Below are 14,089 nucleotides of genomic sequence, written 5' to 3' on the forward strand. Positions count from 1 at the left end.
CTTTGGCGCCGTTTTTGATGACGGGTATATGACAAAGGCGCGTATCCGCCGTCACGCCGTCAGGGGGGCGCCGGCCGGTAGCCCAGTTGTCGGGAGATCTCCGCGGCGCACTCCCGCAGAGCCAGGGCGATGGGGCCGTTTTCGCTGGCGTCGAACAGGGAGCTGGGGCCCAGGCTGGTCAGCGCCAGCGCGATATTGCCCGAATGGTCGAAAACGGGCACCGACAGCGCATCGATGCCCGGGAGCGGATTGCCCAGCGCGCGCGCCATGCCGGCGCGCCGTACATCGTCCAGCAGGGCTTGCAGAGCGTCGGGGTCGGGCAGCAATGGGCTGATGCTGGTCACGACGGCCTGGTCGCCGATTTCGCGCTCTATGTAATGCTGGGCGATTTTCGGAGGCAGCCAGGCGGCGAAAACATGGCCGGTCGCCGTGTGCAGCATGGACATGACGGTGCCGTTGCGCATATTGACGTGCACCGGATAACTGGCCTGCGAGATATGTATCATGGTCGGGCCGTGCGAGCCCAGCGCCGCGATGGCCAGGGTATGGCCTATTTTGCCGGCCAGCTGGCTGGCGTGGGGCAGGGCGACGCGAACCGGATCCAGGCGCTGAAGACTGACCAGGCCCATTTGCAGGGCAAAAGGCCCCAGTTCGTACTGGCCTGTGGAGGCGTCCTGCTGGACCAGGCCCACGCGGGTGAAGCTGACCAGATAGGGATGGGCTTTGGCCGACGTCATCCCGGCGCGCGAGGCCAGGTCGCGCAGCGTAAGCGGCACGCCCGCGTCGACCAGCGCGGCCAGCAGGGGGAAGCCGGTTTCGACGGACTGGATGCTGCGGCGCCCGTCTTGCGGGCTGGCGGTATTTTTATTTCCTGGCATGATTGCATTGCCTTAGTGCATTAGGGGCGATATTACCCGGCTTTGGGCGTGCCGGCGGGCGCTCACGGCGGGGGCCTGCAGGGAGGCGGCCTGCGCGGCCCGCCGCTTCGGGCGACAATGGGGCGCCGAGCCTGATTCAGGCGTTAAAATGAGCCAACTTTCTACCGAGCCCCTAATACCATGAGCAACACCTCCGATGCGGACCTGAGCCCCGTCCAGTCCTTCGACATATCGCCCGTACCCGAAATCGTCGCCGAGCTGCGTGCCGGCCGGCTGGTGATACTGGTCGATGAGGAAGACCGCGAAAACGAAGGCGACCTGGTGATGGCGGCTGAGTTCGTCACGCCCGAGGCCATCAATTTCATGGTCACCCATGCGCGCGGCCTGGTGTGCCTGACACTGACCGAAGAGCGCTGCCGGCAGCTGGACCTGCCCCTCATGGCCAGCCGCAACGGCACCCGCTTCGGCACCAACTTCACCATGTCGATCGAGGCCGCCGAAGGCGTGGACACCGGGATTTCCGCCGCGGACCGCGCACGCACCATCCAGGTGGCGGTGGCGCGCGAGGCCAAGCCGGCCGACCTGGTCCAGCCGGGCCATATCTTCCCGGTGCAGGCGGTGCGCGGCGGCGTGCTGGTGCGCGCCGGCCACACCGAGGCCGGCTGCGATCTGACGGCGCTGGCGGGCCTGACGCCCGCTGCGGTCATCTGCGAAATCCTGAAGCCCGACGGCACCATGGCGCGCCTGCCCGACCTGAAGGTTTTTGCGCAAGAGCACGGCCTGAAGATCGGCACCATCGCCGATCTCATCCAATACCGCAGCGAACACGAATCCATGGTCGAGCGCCTGGCCAGCCGCCAGGTGCAGACAGCCTGGGGCGAATTCCAGGCCGTCGCCTACCGCGACCTGGCCTCGGGCGCCCTGCATCTGGCCCTGGCGCATGGCTCCATCACGCCCGAAGCCGAAACCCTGGTACGGGTGCACGAGCCCACCAGCCTGGTCGATGTCCTGTTCGAGGGCGCCACCTCGCATAGCTGGAGCGTGCCCAATGCGCTCAAGGCGATCGCCGCGGCGCCTTCCGGGGTGCTCATTCTCATGAACTGCCAGGGCGATTCCGAATTGCTGTTCAGCCAGTTCGATGCCTGGAATCAGGAATCGGCGCCCGAGACGCCGGCCTCCGACCGCGAGAGCCGCTACGGCTTGCGCACCTACGGCATCGGCGCGCAGATCATGCGCGATCTGAATGTCGGAAAGGCGCGCCTTTTGGCCCGCCCACGAAAAATGCCCAGCATGGCGGGTTTTTCCCTGACGATAACGGGTTACGATAGTGAACCTCTTGCCACTCCCTAACAGGAACTACTGACTATGAATCCTTACACTCTGTCCCCCGACCTGAACGGGGAAGGTCTGCATATAGGGATTGTCCAGTCCCGTTTCAACGAAGAAATCGGCCAGGCCGAGCTTGAGTCCTGCCTGGCCGAATTGGCCGAACTGGGCGTGGACGAGCGCGACGTCATGGTGGTGACCGTGCCGGGCGCCCTGGAACTGGGTGTCACGCTGGCCCAAATGGCCGAGACATTCGAATTCGACGCGCTGATCGCCCTGGGGGCCGTCATACGCGGCGAAACCTATCACTTCGAAATCGTCAGCAATGAAAGCGCATCGGCCATCAGCCGCGTGGCGCTCGAAACGGGCATTCCCGTGGCCAACGGCGTGCTGACCACCGACACCGACGAGCAGGCGCAGGAGCGCGCCGCCGAGAAGGGCCGGGATTGCGCGCGCAGCGCCGTCGAAATGGCCAATCTGGTGGCGGCTCTCGAGCCCGAGTCCGATGACGACGAAGGCTACGACGATGACGAGGACGATGACGACGAGGATGACGATTTTGACGACAAGTAGAACACCGGCTGCGCCTTCGGGCGCATCCGCCCGGGGCAATGGCCGCAGTGCGCGCCGGCGCGCGCGCGAGTTCGCCTTGCAGGGCGTTTACGCCTGGCTGCTGCGCGGCGATGCCGGCCTGCAGGAAGCCGGCGAAATCGACGCGCACATCCGCGACGACGACGAATTCCAGGAAGCCGACGCCACCTGGTTCAAGACGCTGCTGCATGGCGTGCTGCGCGAGGCGCCCGCCCTGCGCGAACGATTCATGCCCTATGTGGACCGGCCCATTGAAGATCTGTCGCCCATCGAGCACGGCATTTTGCTGATCGGCAGCTTCGAGCTCATCCATCACATCGAAGTCCCCTACAAAGTGGCCATCAATGAAGCGGTCGAACTCGCCAAGTCATTTGGCGGCACCGACGGATTCAAATTCGTCAACGGGGTGCTTGACAAGATGGCGGCCGACGTCCGGCCTACCGAAGTCCAGGCTGCCGCGCGCCGCTAGGGCTTGACGACGCTAAAGGGCAAGCCGCATGAGTACGCAACTAGCCGCCCATCGGGGCCCCCGGGCCTGAGCGTGTTGAACAACGAGTTCGATCTCATTGCGCGTTATTTCTCACGTCCCGCGCCCCCGGGCATCCTGGGGGTCGGCGACGATTGCGCGCTGCTGGCGGTCGCGCCCGGCCATCAATTGGCATGCAGCACCGACCTGCTGATCGAAGGCCGGCATTTTTTTTCCGATGTCGATCCGGCGGCGCTGGGCCACAAGGCCCTGGCGGTCAACGTATCCGATCTGGCCGCCATGGGCGCCCAGCCCTTGGGCTGCCTGCTCAGCCTGTCCTTGCCGGCCGTCGATCACGATTGGCTTGCCGCGTTCGCCGGCGGCTTTCATGCGCTGGCCGAGCGGGCGCAGTGTCCTTTGATCGGCGGCGACACCACACGCAGCCCCGCGGGCATCGTCATCAACGTGACCATCATGGGACAGGTCAGGCTGGAGACAGCCTTGCTGCGCTCGGGCGCCAAGGCGGACGACGACATCTGGATCACCGGGACACTGGGCGCGGCCGACGTCGCCTTGCGTCTGCTGAATAACTCCCTGCCCGGCGATCCCGCCTTGCTGGCCGCGACCCGGCCCGCCCTGGAGCGGCCGCTGCCGCCCTGGCATTTCGGGCGCAGCCTGGCGGGTGTCGCGCATTCGGCCCTGGATATCTCGGACGGCCTGGTGCAAGACCTGAGCCACATCCTGAAGGCCAGCGGCTGCGGGGCGGAGCTCGACTACGATGCGCTGCCTGTCGATCCGGCCCTGCGCGGGCTGGACGATGCGCTGCTGCGCACGGCCGTCCTGGCCGGCGGCGATGTCTATCAGCTGTGCTTCACTGCTGCCCGCGATCAGCGCGGGCGCATCCAGGAACTGGCCGGCCAGGCTTCCGTGCGGGCCACGCGGGTAGGCCGCATAACAGCGCGGCCCGGCCTGGCCATCCACGATGCGCAAGGCCGTCCCATTACCGTGGCCACGGGCGGTTTCGATCATTTTTCATGAGTTTTGCCGCCGACAAGCTAAGATATCGCATGCCGTCCTCCGACCATCCCTCCGACACCCGCGAAGCGCCCATTCCAACGATCGCCTGGGTATTCCGTTCTTTTCCGCGCATCCTTTCCTTCGGATTCGGCAGCGGCCTGATACGTCCGGCCCCCGGCACCTGGGGCACCCTGCTGGCCTGGCTGTTGTGGGCGGCGGCGATTTCACGCCTGTCCGATCCGTTCATCGCCGCGGTGCTGCTGGCGTCGTTTGCGTTGGGCTGCTGGACCTGCCACCGGGTGGGCAAGGAAATGGGGCGACCCGATCACGGAGGCATGGTCTGGGACGAAGTCGTGGCCTTCTGGCTGGTCCTGTGGCTGACGCCCGATACCTTCGGCGCCCAGCTGCTGGCTTTCCTGGTGTTCCGATTTTTCGACATCGTCAAGCCGCCGCCCATCCACTTTTTCGACCGCCGCTTCAAGAACGGCTTCGGCGTCATGTGGGACGATATCCTGGCGGCGGCATATAGCTTGCTGCTTATCGCCATCTTGGTCAGACTCGAGGTATTCCTATGAGTGTCAGCGTATCGCCGGACTATGCTCCGCAATTGGGCCAATTATTGATCGACCGCGGCTGGATGTTCGCCTGCGCCGAATCCTGCACGGGCGGCCTGCTGTCCGCCGCCATGACGGACACCCCGGGGTCCAGCCAGTGGTTCGATCGGGGTTTCGTCACCTACAGCAATGCGGCCAAGGTGGAGCAGCTGCTGGTCAATGTGGATACGCTGGAACGCTTCGGCGCGGTCAGCGAAGAAACCGCGATGGAGATGGCGGCCGGCGTGCTGGCCGCCGCCGGCCTGTCGCAGCTGGCCATCTCGACCACCGGCATTGCCGGGCCCGACGGCGGAACGCCCGGCAAGCCCGTGGGCATGGTCTGCTTCGGTTTTGCGCAGCGCGCTTCGCAAGGCGTGGTCACCCGCGCGATGACCAGGATATTCGAGGGCGACCGCGCGCAGATCCGGCGCGCCGCCGTGGATTTCGCTCTAAGTACGGCGATAGGGCTTATCGAGCCGCGTTGATCGCGTCGCGGGTGGCGCGTGCCGCCGCCGCCGCCGCCACGCGCCAGTCGTCGCCGCCGCTGGCATACAGGATGGCGCGCGACGAGTTGATCATCATTCCCGTTCCCCGGCTGTCGCGTCCCGCCTTCACGGTGGCGGGAATGTCGCCGCCCTGGGCTCCTATGCCTGGAACCAGCAATGGCATGTCGCCGACACGCTCGCGGACCTTCGCGATTTCCTCGGGAAAGGTGGCGCCCACGACCAGTGCGCACTGGCCGTTGGTGTTCCAGCGCTCGGCGGCCAGGCTGGCCACGTGCAGGTACAAGGGGGTGCCGTCGCCGGCGGTCACGAACTGCAGATCGGAGCCGCCCTTGTTCGACGTGCGGCACAGAATGATCACGCCCTTGTCGTCCCAGGCCAGATAGGGTTCGAGCGAATCGAAGCCCATATAGGGATTGACCGTGACGGCGTCGGCCTGGTAGCGCTCGAAGGCCTCCAGGGCGTACTGCTCGGCGGTGGAACCGATGTCGCCCCGCTTGGCATCCAGGACGATGGGCAGGCCGGGATGCTGTTCGTGGACATAGGCGCACAAGGCCTCCAGCTGGTCTTCGGCGCGCTGCGCCGAAAAATAGGCGATCTGCGGTTTTATCGCACAGGCATACTGCGCGGTCACATCGACGATGGCGCGGCAGAACTCGTAGATGGCATCGGGGCGGCCCTGCAATTCGGCGGGGAAGCGGGCGGGGTCGGGATCCAGCCCCACGGTCAGCATCGAGCCGCTTGCGGCCCAGGCCTGATCGAGTTTTTGCGTGAAGGTCATGAGTAGCTTTGAGTGTGTGCCTGTTGGAATGCGGCTTGTGATTATAGGCGGCGGCCTAGGCGGCCTGGGTTGCCAGGAAGTGCGAAGCGATCACCGCCAGCCACACAAGCGTGCCGAATACGATGGACAGCATGACGGCGGCGCTGCCCAGGTCTTTGGCGCGGCCGATCAGGGGATGGCTGTCCAGCGTGATGGTGTCGGCCAGCGCCTCCAACCCCGAGTTCAGCAGTTCCACGATCAGCACGAAGAACAAGGTGCCCAGCAGCATGAGCACTTCACCCAGGCTGCGGCCCAGCCAGATCGCGACAGGCGCGAGTACGGCCACCAGCAGCAGTTCCTGCCGGAAGGCGGCTTCATGCCGGAACGCCGCGCCCAGCCCCTGGGCGGAATAGCGCAGGGCATTGACCAGGCGGCCCAGGCCGCCTTTGCTTTTGTACGGTGATTGGTTCGAAGTCATGAGGGCCAGGGTTGCGCAGCGGGGCCGCGTTGGAAGTCGACGCTGCATTATAGGTTTTTTGTTGTTTCGGCTTTGCGCAGGGCGCGCAAATGAAAAAGCCCCCGACGAATCGGAGGCTTTGGACTGCATGCCCGGGCGCATGGCCCGGGCCGGGAAGGCAAGGGCAGTGGCTTAGAAGCCGCCCATGCCGCCCATACCACCCATGCCGCCCATGTCGGGCATTGCGGGGGCGGGCTTGTCTTCCACGATTTCAGCCACGGCGGCTTCGGTCGTGAGCAGCAGGCTGGCAACCGATGCCGCGTTCTGCAGCGCGGTGCGGGTGACCTTGGTGGGGTCCAGCACGCCCTGCTCGACCAGGTCGCCGTACTCGCCGCTAGCGGCGTTGTAGCCGTAGTTGCCCTTGCCGTTGGCCACGTTGTTGACCACAACGCTGGGCTCGTCGCCGGCGTTGGCAACGATGGTGCGCAGCGGAGCTTCGACGGCGCGCAGGACCAGCTTGATGCCGGCTTCCTGATCGACGTTGTCGCCCTTCAGGTTGGCAATGGCAGCCTTGGCGCGGATGAGCGCCACGCCGCCGCCGGGAACGATGCCTTCTTCGACGGCAGCGCGGGTGGCGTGCAGTGCATCTTCCACGCGGGCTTTCTTTTCCTTCATTTCGACTTCGGTGGCCGCACCGACGCGAATCACGGCAACGCCGCCTGCCAGCTTGGCAACGCGCTCTTGCAGTTTTTCACGGTCGTAGTCGGACGTGGCTTCGTCGATCTGCACACGGATTTGCTTGACGCGTGCTTCGATGGACTTGCTGTCGCCAGCGCCGTCGATAACGATGGTGTTTTCCTTGCCGACTTCGATGCGCTTGGCCTGGCCCAGGTCTTCCAGCGTGGCTTTTTCAAGCGACATGCCGGTTTCTTCCGAGATCACGACGCCGCCGGTCAGGATGGCGATGTCTTCCAGCATGGCCTTGCGACGGTCGCCAAAGCCGGGGGCCTTGACGGCGGTGGTCTTCAGGATGCCGCGGATGTTGTTGACAACCAGGGTGGCCAGGGCTTCGCCTTCGACGTCTTCAGCCACGATCAGCAGCGGGCGGCTGGACTTGGCGACTTGCTCCAGCACGGGCAGCAGATCGCGGATGTTGCTGATCTTCTTGTCGAAAATCAGGACATAGGGATCGTCCAGCACGGAAACTTGCTTGTCGGGGTTGTTGATGAAGTAGGGCGACAGGTAGCCGCGGTCGAATTGCATGCCTTCGACGACGTCCAGCTCGTTGTCCAGCGACTTGCCGTCTTCAACGGTGATGACGCCTTCCTTGCCGACCTTGTCCATGGCGTTGGCGATGATTTCGCCGATCGAGGAGTCGCTGTTGGCCGAAATGGAGCCGACCTGGGCGATTTCCTTGCTGGTGGTGCAAGGCTTGGACAGCTTCTTCAGCTCGTCCACGGCAACGGCGACAGCCTTGTCGATGCCGCGCTTCAGGTCCATGGGATTGATGCCGGCGGCAACGTACTTCAGGCCTTCTTCAACGATGGACTGAGCCAGGACGGTAGCGGTGGTGGTGCCGTCGCCAGCATTGTCGGAGGTCTTGGAAGCGACTTCCTTGACCAACTGGGCGCCGATGTTTTCGAATTTGTCTTTCAGTTCGATTTCCTTGGCAACCGACACGCCGTCCTTGGTGACGGTGGGGGCGCCGAAGGAGCGGTCAAGAACGACGTTGCGGCCTTTGGGGCCCAGGGTGGTCTTGACGGCGTTGGCGAGGATGTTTACGCCACGGACGATGCGCACACGTGCGTCGTCGCCAAATAAAACTTGCTTAGCAGCCATTGTAAAATTCCTTGATTGATTCGGGTGCGATTACAGAACCACGGCGAGGATTTCTTCCTCGCGGATGACGAGGACTTCTTCGCCATCGACCTTGACCGTTTGGCCGGCGTATTTGCCGAACAGAACCTTGTCGCCCACTTTCAGGTCAACAGGCTGAACTTTGCCGTCGTCGGACCGTTTGCCGGGACCAACAGCAATGACTTCACCCTGGTCGGGCTTTTCAGCGGCGCTTTCAGGGATGACGATACCCGAGGCAGTTGTGCGCTCGTTGTCCAGACGCTTGACGATCACGCGATCGTGCAAAGGACGCAGTGCCATGGAGGAACTCCTGTTCAATAAATGATTAATCAATAGGCAGAGGGGCGATGTTAGCACTCAACCCCTTCGAGTGCTAATTATAAGGACGATGTCGGGATCTTCAAGAGGGGGGAGATGGGTTGTTGCATTTTGAATCATTTACAGAGAAGGGAGCCATCCGGCTGTCGAATCCCCCGTCCTAAGATTCCAGGTATCAACTTCAAGACGCGGTTGCCCCCGGTATGAGGGGGAGGAGATGCTGGACGCCGCCGATTTTACAAGCGCGAGGACCCAGGGTCAGCGTCGTCACTAGGCAGGCAGAAGGATGCTGGTGGCGAACTGCCACCAGGAATTAACCCGAGTGGGCGCGCTTGCCGGGATTTTTCTTGTGGTGGGTATGCGAGCCACGCTCCTGGCTCACACGTTGGCCGCGGATTTGTGTAACGGTCACGCCCTTGGGAGCGGCGGGACGGGGAGTGCGCTTGCGATCGGCTTCAGTAACGATTTTGTTGCCCATGAAAATCTCTCTAGGTTGGTTAAGCTTGCTATTGTTCCACATTCGCTCGGTTTATTCTTGGCAGCGGAAAACAGGTCTGGGTTAATATAACTAAATACCATAAGCTTATTTCGAATCGAGATATATCTTGCCGGACACCGCAACACTCCACGAATCAGCAGAAGTCCCCACATTGTCTGGACGAGAACAACGCGGCAATATCGCACGTCTTACGATAGCCCAGGCGCTGGCGGGGGCGAACTCCGTGGTCGTCTACGCCACCGGCGCCATCATCGGCCACACGCTTGCGCCGGATAAAACGCTGGCGACCTTGCCGATATCCATTTTCGTGGTGGGCATGGCCGCCTGCATCCTCCCGGCCGGCACGATCGCGCGCCGGTATGGCCGACGCATGGCATTTCTGGCGGGGGCCGGTTGCGGCGTCCTGGTCGGTCTGCTGGCGGCGCTTGCAGTCATGATCGGCTCGTTCTGGCTGTTCTGCCTGGCGACCTTCTTCGGCGGAGCCTACGCCGCCGTGGTGCTCACCTTCCGCTTTGCCGCCGCCGATGGCGTCAGCCCGGCGATGCGGCCACGCGCCTTGTCGTTCGTGATGGGCGGCGGCGTCGTGGCGGGCGTGGTGGGGCCGCAACTGGTCACCTACACCATGTACCTGTGGCCGGCGCACATGTTCGTGGCCACGTTTATCGCGCAGGCGGCCGTGGCCGCGTTGTCCGCCATCGTCCTGCTTGGCGTGAAGCTGCCCAAGCCCAGCGCGGCCGAGATCGCGGGAGGCAGGCCGCTAGGCGTCATCGTGCGCCAGCCTCTCTTTGTCACCGCGGTGATTTGCGGCGCGGTTTCCTACATGCTCATGAATTTCCTGATGACCGCCGCGCCCCTGGCAATGCAGCTGTGCGGCCATTCGCAGGAGAACTCCAATCTGGGGCTGCAGTGGCACGTGATCGCCATGTATGCGCCCAGCTTCTTTACGGGCCGGCTCATCACGCGCTTCGGCGCCGGGCGGGTGGTGACGGCCGGACTGATGCTTACCGGCCTGTCGGCCGCCGTGGGCCTGACGGGGATCGATGTCGCCCACTTCTGGCTCACACTGATCCTGCTCGGCGTCGGCTGGAATTTCGGGTTCATCGGCGCATCCGCACTGGTGCTGGAGTGCCACCGCCCCGAAGAAAAAACGCGTGTCCAGTCATTCAATGACTTCATCGTCTTTGGCACGATGGCCATGGGTTCCTTCGCCTCGGGCGGGTTGCTGGCGGCCTATGACTGGGATATGGTGCTTTGGGTCTCGTTCGCACCGCTCGCCCTGGCGGTGCTTGCGCTGGCATTCGCTTCGTTCAATAACAGGCGGGTTCCGGCGGTGCAGGGGCGCGGCGATTGAACCGCTCCAGGGACCATGCCGCGGCATTGCAGTGGCGGGCGCCTTGCCGCGCGGCATGCCGGCGGCTAAGGGCCCTCGCTCGCCGGCGCGAGCGCCACGCTATTCACGATTCCCTTGCGGGCCACTTTACCCGCTCGGGTCCGGCGATCTCGACGATGCCATTGCGGGGTTCGCCGATTGCATAATCCGAGACCGCCGCGGCGGTAGCGCCGCGCGAGACCTCATGGTGTTGCATCAGGAGCACCAATGGAGCGGCGTTCAGGCCGCGGCGGTGCTCGTCAGGATGGCCGGGCATTGAAGATCGAGCGAGCGAACGTGCTCGGTGATGTACTCGGCGAACACGCGGATCCTGGCGGGAAGCTGTTTGCGGCTCAGATAGCAAAGATAGTGGCCGCCGTCGTCGGGCGCATGCTGCGCGAGGCAGGCGACCAGTTTCCGCTCGCGCAGCAAATCGCACACCAGATAGGCGGGAAGCTGCGCAATGCCTTGGTCCCGCAGCACCGCCTGCAAGATCAAATCCAGATCGTTGTATGTATGCCGGGCGGGATGCAGGCGCCTCTGCGCAAAGCCATCGACCTTGAACTCCCACTCCCGGGCGCGGCCCGAGGCCGTGCGAAAGTTGATGCAACGATGGCGGGCCAGGTCGTCGACATGGCGCGGGAGGCCATGCGATTTCGCATATACGGGCGAAGCGCATACGACCATCTGCATGGGAATCAGTTGTCGCGCCACGATGTCGCTGTCTTCCATCCGGCCGTCTCGAAAGGACACGTCGATGCGATCCGCGGTGAAGTCAGCGGGACGGTCGTCCAGCAGCAGCTCCAGCGTTATATCGGGATAGTGCGCATGAAAGTCCTGCAGCAGCGGGGCGATCACCTTGCGTCCAAAGCCGGGGGTCGACTGGATGCGCAGATGGCCTTGCGGGGGGCCGTTGCGCAATTCGCGCATGTCTTCCAGCGCCTGGACGATACGCGCCACGCCGGGCTGGCAGTTTTCGTAGAACAGTTCGCCTTCGCGGGTCAGCGATGTGCTCCGGGTCGTCCGATGAAACAGGCGGGCATCGAGTTGCGCCTCGAGTTTCTGCACGCTCCGGCTGACCGCCGAGCGGCCTATGCCCAGACGATCGCTGGCACGTGAAAAACTGCCTTCGTCGGCCACGGCCAAAAAGGCGACTACACCCGCGTAGCTGGTGACGAAGCTTCCCGCAAGCGGGTCCGCCGTCCCGGTTGCGGAATGGCGCGCGTGCTCGGGGCGTGAAAGAGGGCTGGTTTTGTTGTCCATACCCGCTAGACGTATGGGGATCGCGGGATGTGACAGCGCCAGCCGAAATTTTTGTTGCTAAATATTTCTGCCAGGAAGTCAGTGCTCGGGAATGAAAAACGGCATGTTCCGTTCTTTCAGCAACACAACCAGGAACTTCGCCGGTTCGGTCTGGCTCGCATTGCGCCCGACGGTGTGAAGGTCGTTCGGCCCTTCATAAAAGCTTTGTCCCGGCTTCAATGTCACGGCTGCGCCGCCCTGAACCTGCATGACGATCGAGCCTTCCAGCACATAGACGAAGCTGTGTGCATTGTGGCGATGCACCGGATCCACGGCTCCGGGGGGATAGTCCACCGTGATCATGAGCGCTTCTTTGCCGGGATAATCGTCCAGGGGCCTGGACATGACTTGTTTGACGATCGCTTCGGGCGGCGCCGCGTGGGCGGCGCCCAGCGGCAGGCTTGCAATCATGAAGAGGATGAGGGCGGCTTGTTTCAGGCTGGACATAGTGGAACCCCGAAGAGGTGAGCCCGATCTCCCGGGCCCGGGGGCCAGCCGGATGACTGACCATATGTCGCCATCGTAAAGAGCGGCAGCGCGCGGCGGTAGATATGCCGACGGACTCACGGCGTTGCCTGATGCGCATCAAATGCCGCGCCGCGGCGGGCTCCTCTGCTCGCTGACGGGTGTGCTGCCTAGCGCCTTCCCCATTTCCATGCGATCAGCGCGACCGGCACGGTAAGCGCCGTCCATGACAGGACATCGTGCCAGCCATCCCCCACCAGCGCGGCGATCAGCCCGACCAGCGTGATCAACGCAACGAAGAAAGGCGCTTGCCAGGTTTCCCGCATGGTGCTTGGCAATCCCCTGCGGCCGCCCTTGGAGGAGCGGGCGGAGCGCGCACTTCCCGTGGACCGGTCCTCCTGCGTGGCGGCATTGCGGCCGCGGACCAGCCAGAGGTACAGGCCGCTGCCCAGCACGATGATGGTGATGACATCGAGGACCGCCCAGAGTATCTTCAGAGGCAGACCGCCATAGTCGCCGAAGTGCAGCGGCTCCGAAAGAAGCAGTGCGGTCATGTACCAGGGAGGGGGACGGTTGTCCGTGACTTGCAGCGTTTGCGCATCCACCAGCACAGGCTTCAGCAGGCGCGCGGTCAGCGGTTCGGTCCCGCGCATGAATACCGCATAGTGATGCGGGCTGGACAGCGCCGAGCCGGGAAAAGCCACGAAGCCCAGCTGCATGTTCGGCTCCAGCCCTTGGGCCGCCCGCAGCGCCTGTTCGAGCGAGCCGGGTTGTGTCACGGGCGGCTGGCCCGCATAGGGTGCGATCATCTCGGCCATCTGGTCGGACCGCCACGCGCTCACGATCAGTTCCGCCCAGGTATTGATCATTCCGGTCGCGCCGACCGTAACGACCCATACCAGGGTGACGATGCCCAGCAGATTGTGCAGGTCCAGCCATTTCAGGCGGGAAGTGCGATCGCGGCGCACTTCGCCGAAACGCAGCCGCCGCATGAAGGGCGCGTACAGCACCACGCCGGATACGATGGCTATCAGCAGCAACAACGCCATCAGCCCAAGGAACAGCTTGCCGGGCAAGCCAAGAAACATATCGGTGTGCAGCTGCAGCATGAATGCCATGAATCCGCTGCGCTGCGCCGACGCGTCCAGTACCTGAGCCGTGTAATAGTCCACGGTCACTGTCTTGCGCGCGCCTTCGCCCGCGACGGTGTCGGCAAGGTTGACGTACCAGAACCCGTCATCGGTAAAGTCGCCCACATACATGACGGCTTTGCCCGGGGCCTGTGCCTGGGCCGCCGCCAGGACGTCGTCCATATTGGCCATGGGCAGGCCGCTGGCGGCCGTGGTGTGCTGGGCGCCGTCGTCCAGCCAATGCTCGATCTCGTGTTCGAAGACAAGCGGCAGGCCGGTCAGGCACAGCATCAGCATGAAAATCGTGCAAATCAGGCTGGTCCATTTGTGCACCCAGGACCAGCCGCGCAGCGCTACGGGAGACAGCATGGTCAGAATCCGCCCAAGATCGAAGGCATGGATCGGCCCGCGCAAGCCGGTTCATGAAGGGGCGCGAGGAAGGGGGGAGTTTTACTGGCCATGAGGAATTCCATGTGCGTAAGCCAGCCTGTATATGCTGGCGTCGAAATTATTGGTAATGATATTGATAACGATTGCCATCATAGGGTCGGGGGATTA

The 14,089-nt window shown here is 63.7% G+C and carries 17 protein-coding genes; 7 read left to right on the forward strand and 10 right to left on the reverse strand.

What is annotated here, in order from left to right; genetic code table 11:
* Positions 1-59: 59 nt before the first annotated feature.
* Positions 60-878 carry an IclR family transcriptional regulator gene (locus OEG81_RS03355; RefSeq protein ID WP_264131321.1) on the reverse strand — a complete coding sequence of 273 codons (819 nt, stop codon included), beginning with the start codon at positions 876-878 and terminating at the stop codon, positions 60-62.
* Positions 879-1,058: 180 nt separating this feature from the next.
* On the opposite strand from OEG81_RS03355, the gene ribBA reads away from it, so the two are divergent.
* The 6 genes from ribBA (at position 1,059) to OEG81_RS03385 (ending at position 5,356) form a co-directional block, all read left to right on the forward strand.
* On the forward strand, positions 1,059-2,228 hold the full coding sequence (ribBA, locus tag OEG81_RS03360) for a bifunctional 3,4-dihydroxy-2-butanone-4-phosphate synthase/GTP cyclohydrolase II (protein WP_264131322.1): 1,170 nt from the start codon (positions 1,059-1,061) through the stop codon (positions 2,226-2,228).
* A gap of 15 nt (positions 2,229-2,243) precedes the next feature.
* Positions 2,244-2,777 (forward strand): 6,7-dimethyl-8-ribityllumazine synthase, encoded by a 534-nt coding sequence (gene ribH, locus OEG81_RS03365; RefSeq protein ID WP_264131323.1) that lies wholly within the window; start codon positions 2,244-2,246, stop codon positions 2,775-2,777.
* Positions 2,755-3,264 carry a transcription antitermination factor NusB gene (gene nusB / locus OEG81_RS03370; RefSeq protein WP_264131324.1) on the forward strand — a complete coding sequence of 170 codons (510 nt, stop codon included), beginning with the start codon at positions 2,755-2,757 and terminating at the stop codon, positions 3,262-3,264. The genes ribH and nusB overlap by 23 nt, the downstream gene beginning before the upstream one ends.
* A gap of 75 nt (positions 3,265-3,339) precedes the next feature.
* Positions 3,340-4,299, forward strand: a complete 960-nt coding sequence (thiL, locus tag OEG81_RS03375; protein WP_264132684.1) for a thiamine-phosphate kinase — start codon at positions 3,340-3,342, stop codon at positions 4,297-4,299.
* A gap of 29 nt (positions 4,300-4,328) precedes the next feature.
* Entirely contained in the window at positions 4,329-4,853 is a 525-nt protein-coding gene (locus tag OEG81_RS03380) for a phosphatidylglycerophosphatase A (RefSeq protein ID WP_264131325.1), read from the forward strand.
* Complete coding sequence (locus OEG81_RS03385) at positions 4,850-5,356, forward strand: CinA family protein (RefSeq protein WP_264131326.1); 507 nt, start codon at positions 4,850-4,852, stop codon at positions 5,354-5,356. Before OEG81_RS03380 ends, OEG81_RS03385 begins: the two co-directional genes overlap by 4 nt.
* Here OEG81_RS03385 and pyrF read toward each other — a convergent pair.
* From pyrF to OEG81_RS03410, 5 genes are all read right to left on the reverse strand, one after another.
* On the reverse strand, positions 5,340-6,155 hold the full coding sequence (gene pyrF, locus OEG81_RS03390; protein ID WP_264131327.1) for an orotidine-5'-phosphate decarboxylase: 816 nt from the start codon (positions 6,153-6,155) through the stop codon (positions 5,340-5,342). The two genes, OEG81_RS03385 and pyrF, sit on opposite strands and share 17 nt — an antisense overlap.
* A 55-nt stretch (positions 6,156-6,210) precedes the next feature.
* Entirely contained in the window at positions 6,211-6,612 is a 402-nt protein-coding gene (locus OEG81_RS03395) for a diacylglycerol kinase (RefSeq protein ID WP_264131328.1), read from the reverse strand.
* A 171-nt stretch (positions 6,613-6,783) separates the two neighbouring features.
* Positions 6,784-8,430 carry a chaperonin GroEL gene (gene groL / locus OEG81_RS03400; RefSeq protein WP_264131329.1) on the reverse strand — a complete coding sequence of 549 codons (1,647 nt, stop codon included), beginning with the start codon at positions 8,428-8,430 and terminating at the stop codon, positions 6,784-6,786.
* Positions 8,431-8,460: 30 nt separating this feature from the next.
* Positions 8,461-8,748 carry a co-chaperone GroES gene (locus tag OEG81_RS03405; protein ID WP_264131330.1) on the reverse strand — a complete coding sequence of 96 codons (288 nt, stop codon included), beginning with the start codon at positions 8,746-8,748 and terminating at the stop codon, positions 8,461-8,463.
* A 331-nt stretch (positions 8,749-9,079) separates the two neighbouring features.
* Positions 9,080-9,244, reverse strand: coding sequence for a hypothetical protein (locus tag OEG81_RS03410; protein ID WP_264131331.1), 165 nt, complete (start codon positions 9,242-9,244; stop codon positions 9,080-9,082).
* A gap of 172 nt (positions 9,245-9,416) precedes the next feature.
* Between OEG81_RS03410 and OEG81_RS03415 the strand changes: the two genes are divergently transcribed.
* Positions 9,417-10,616: an MFS transporter gene (locus OEG81_RS03415; RefSeq protein WP_264131332.1), complete on the forward strand. Its 1,200-nt coding sequence runs from the start codon at positions 9,417-9,419 to the stop codon at positions 10,614-10,616.
* Between the two features lie 103 nt (positions 10,617-10,719).
* On the opposite strand, the gene OEG81_RS03420 is transcribed toward OEG81_RS03415, so the two are convergent.
* The 4 genes from OEG81_RS03420 to OEG81_RS03435 all read right to left on the reverse strand — a co-directional run bounded on the left by OEG81_RS03420 (position 10,720) and on the right by OEG81_RS03435 (position 13,900).
* Positions 10,720-10,851: a hypothetical protein gene (locus tag OEG81_RS03420; protein ID WP_264131333.1), complete on the reverse strand. Its 132-nt coding sequence runs from the start codon at positions 10,849-10,851 to the stop codon at positions 10,720-10,722.
* Between the two features lie 23 nt (positions 10,852-10,874).
* Positions 10,875-11,897 (reverse strand): LysR family transcriptional regulator, encoded by a 1,023-nt coding sequence (locus tag OEG81_RS03425; protein ID WP_264131334.1) that lies wholly within the window; start codon positions 11,895-11,897, stop codon positions 10,875-10,877.
* Positions 11,898-11,975: 78 nt separating this feature from the next.
* Entirely contained in the window at positions 11,976-12,383 is a 408-nt protein-coding gene (locus tag OEG81_RS03430; RefSeq protein ID WP_264131335.1) for a cupin domain-containing protein, read from the reverse strand.
* A gap of 188 nt (positions 12,384-12,571) precedes the next feature.
* Positions 12,572-13,900 carry a PepSY-associated TM helix domain-containing protein gene (locus OEG81_RS03435; protein WP_264131336.1) on the reverse strand — a complete coding sequence of 443 codons (1,329 nt, stop codon included), beginning with the start codon at positions 13,898-13,900 and terminating at the stop codon, positions 12,572-12,574.
* Between the last annotated feature and the right edge of the window lie 189 nt (positions 13,901-14,089).

The sequence above is a fragment of the Pollutimonas sp. M17 genome (assembly GCF_025836975.1).
Taxonomy (GTDB): Bacteria; Pseudomonadota; Gammaproteobacteria; order Burkholderiales; family Burkholderiaceae_B.

Coding starts and splice junctions, on each gene's coding strand:
- nusB (WP_264131324.1), top strand. CDS start 2,755: ATGACGATTTTGACGACAAGTAGAACACCGGCTGCGCCTTCGGGCGCA.
- OEG81_RS03405 (WP_264131330.1), bottom strand. CDS start 8,748: ATGGCACTGCGTCCTTTGCACGATCGCGTGATCGTCAAGCGTCTGGAC.
- groL (WP_264131329.1), bottom strand. CDS start 8,430: ATGGCTGCTAAGCAAGTTTTATTTGGCGACGACGCACGTGTGCGCATC.
- OEG81_RS03355 (WP_264131321.1), bottom strand. CDS start 878: ATGCCAGGAAATAAAAATACCGCCAGCCCGCAAGACGGGCGCCGCAGC.
- OEG81_RS03435 (WP_264131336.1), bottom strand. CDS start 13,900: ATGCTGTCTCCCGTAGCGCTGCGCGGCTGGTCCTGGGTGCACAAATGG.
- OEG81_RS03385 (WP_264131326.1), top strand. CDS start 4,850: ATGAGTGTCAGCGTATCGCCGGACTATGCTCCGCAATTGGGCCAATTA.
- OEG81_RS03395 (WP_264131328.1), bottom strand. CDS start 6,612: ATGACTTCGAACCAATCACCGTACAAAAGCAAAGGCGGCCTGGGCCGC.
- OEG81_RS03425 (WP_264131334.1), bottom strand. CDS start 11,897: ATGGACAACAAAACCAGCCCTCTTTCACGCCCCGAGCACGCGCGCCAT.
- pyrF (WP_264131327.1), bottom strand. CDS start 6,155: ATGACCTTCACGCAAAAACTCGATCAGGCCTGGGCCGCAAGCGGCTCG.
- OEG81_RS03410 (WP_264131331.1), bottom strand. CDS start 9,244: ATGGGCAACAAAATCGTTACTGAAGCCGATCGCAAGCGCACTCCCCGT.
- OEG81_RS03420 (WP_264131333.1), bottom strand. CDS start 10,851: ATGCAACACCATGAGGTCTCGCGCGGCGCTACCGCCGCGGCGGTCTCG.
- OEG81_RS03430 (WP_264131335.1), bottom strand. CDS start 12,383: ATGTCCAGCCTGAAACAAGCCGCCCTCATCCTCTTCATGATTGCAAGC.
- ribBA (WP_264131322.1), top strand. CDS start 1,059: ATGAGCAACACCTCCGATGCGGACCTGAGCCCCGTCCAGTCCTTCGAC.
- ribH (WP_264131323.1), top strand. CDS start 2,244: ATGAATCCTTACACTCTGTCCCCCGACCTGAACGGGGAAGGTCTGCAT.
- OEG81_RS03380 (WP_264131325.1), top strand. CDS start 4,329: ATGCCGTCCTCCGACCATCCCTCCGACACCCGCGAAGCGCCCATTCCA.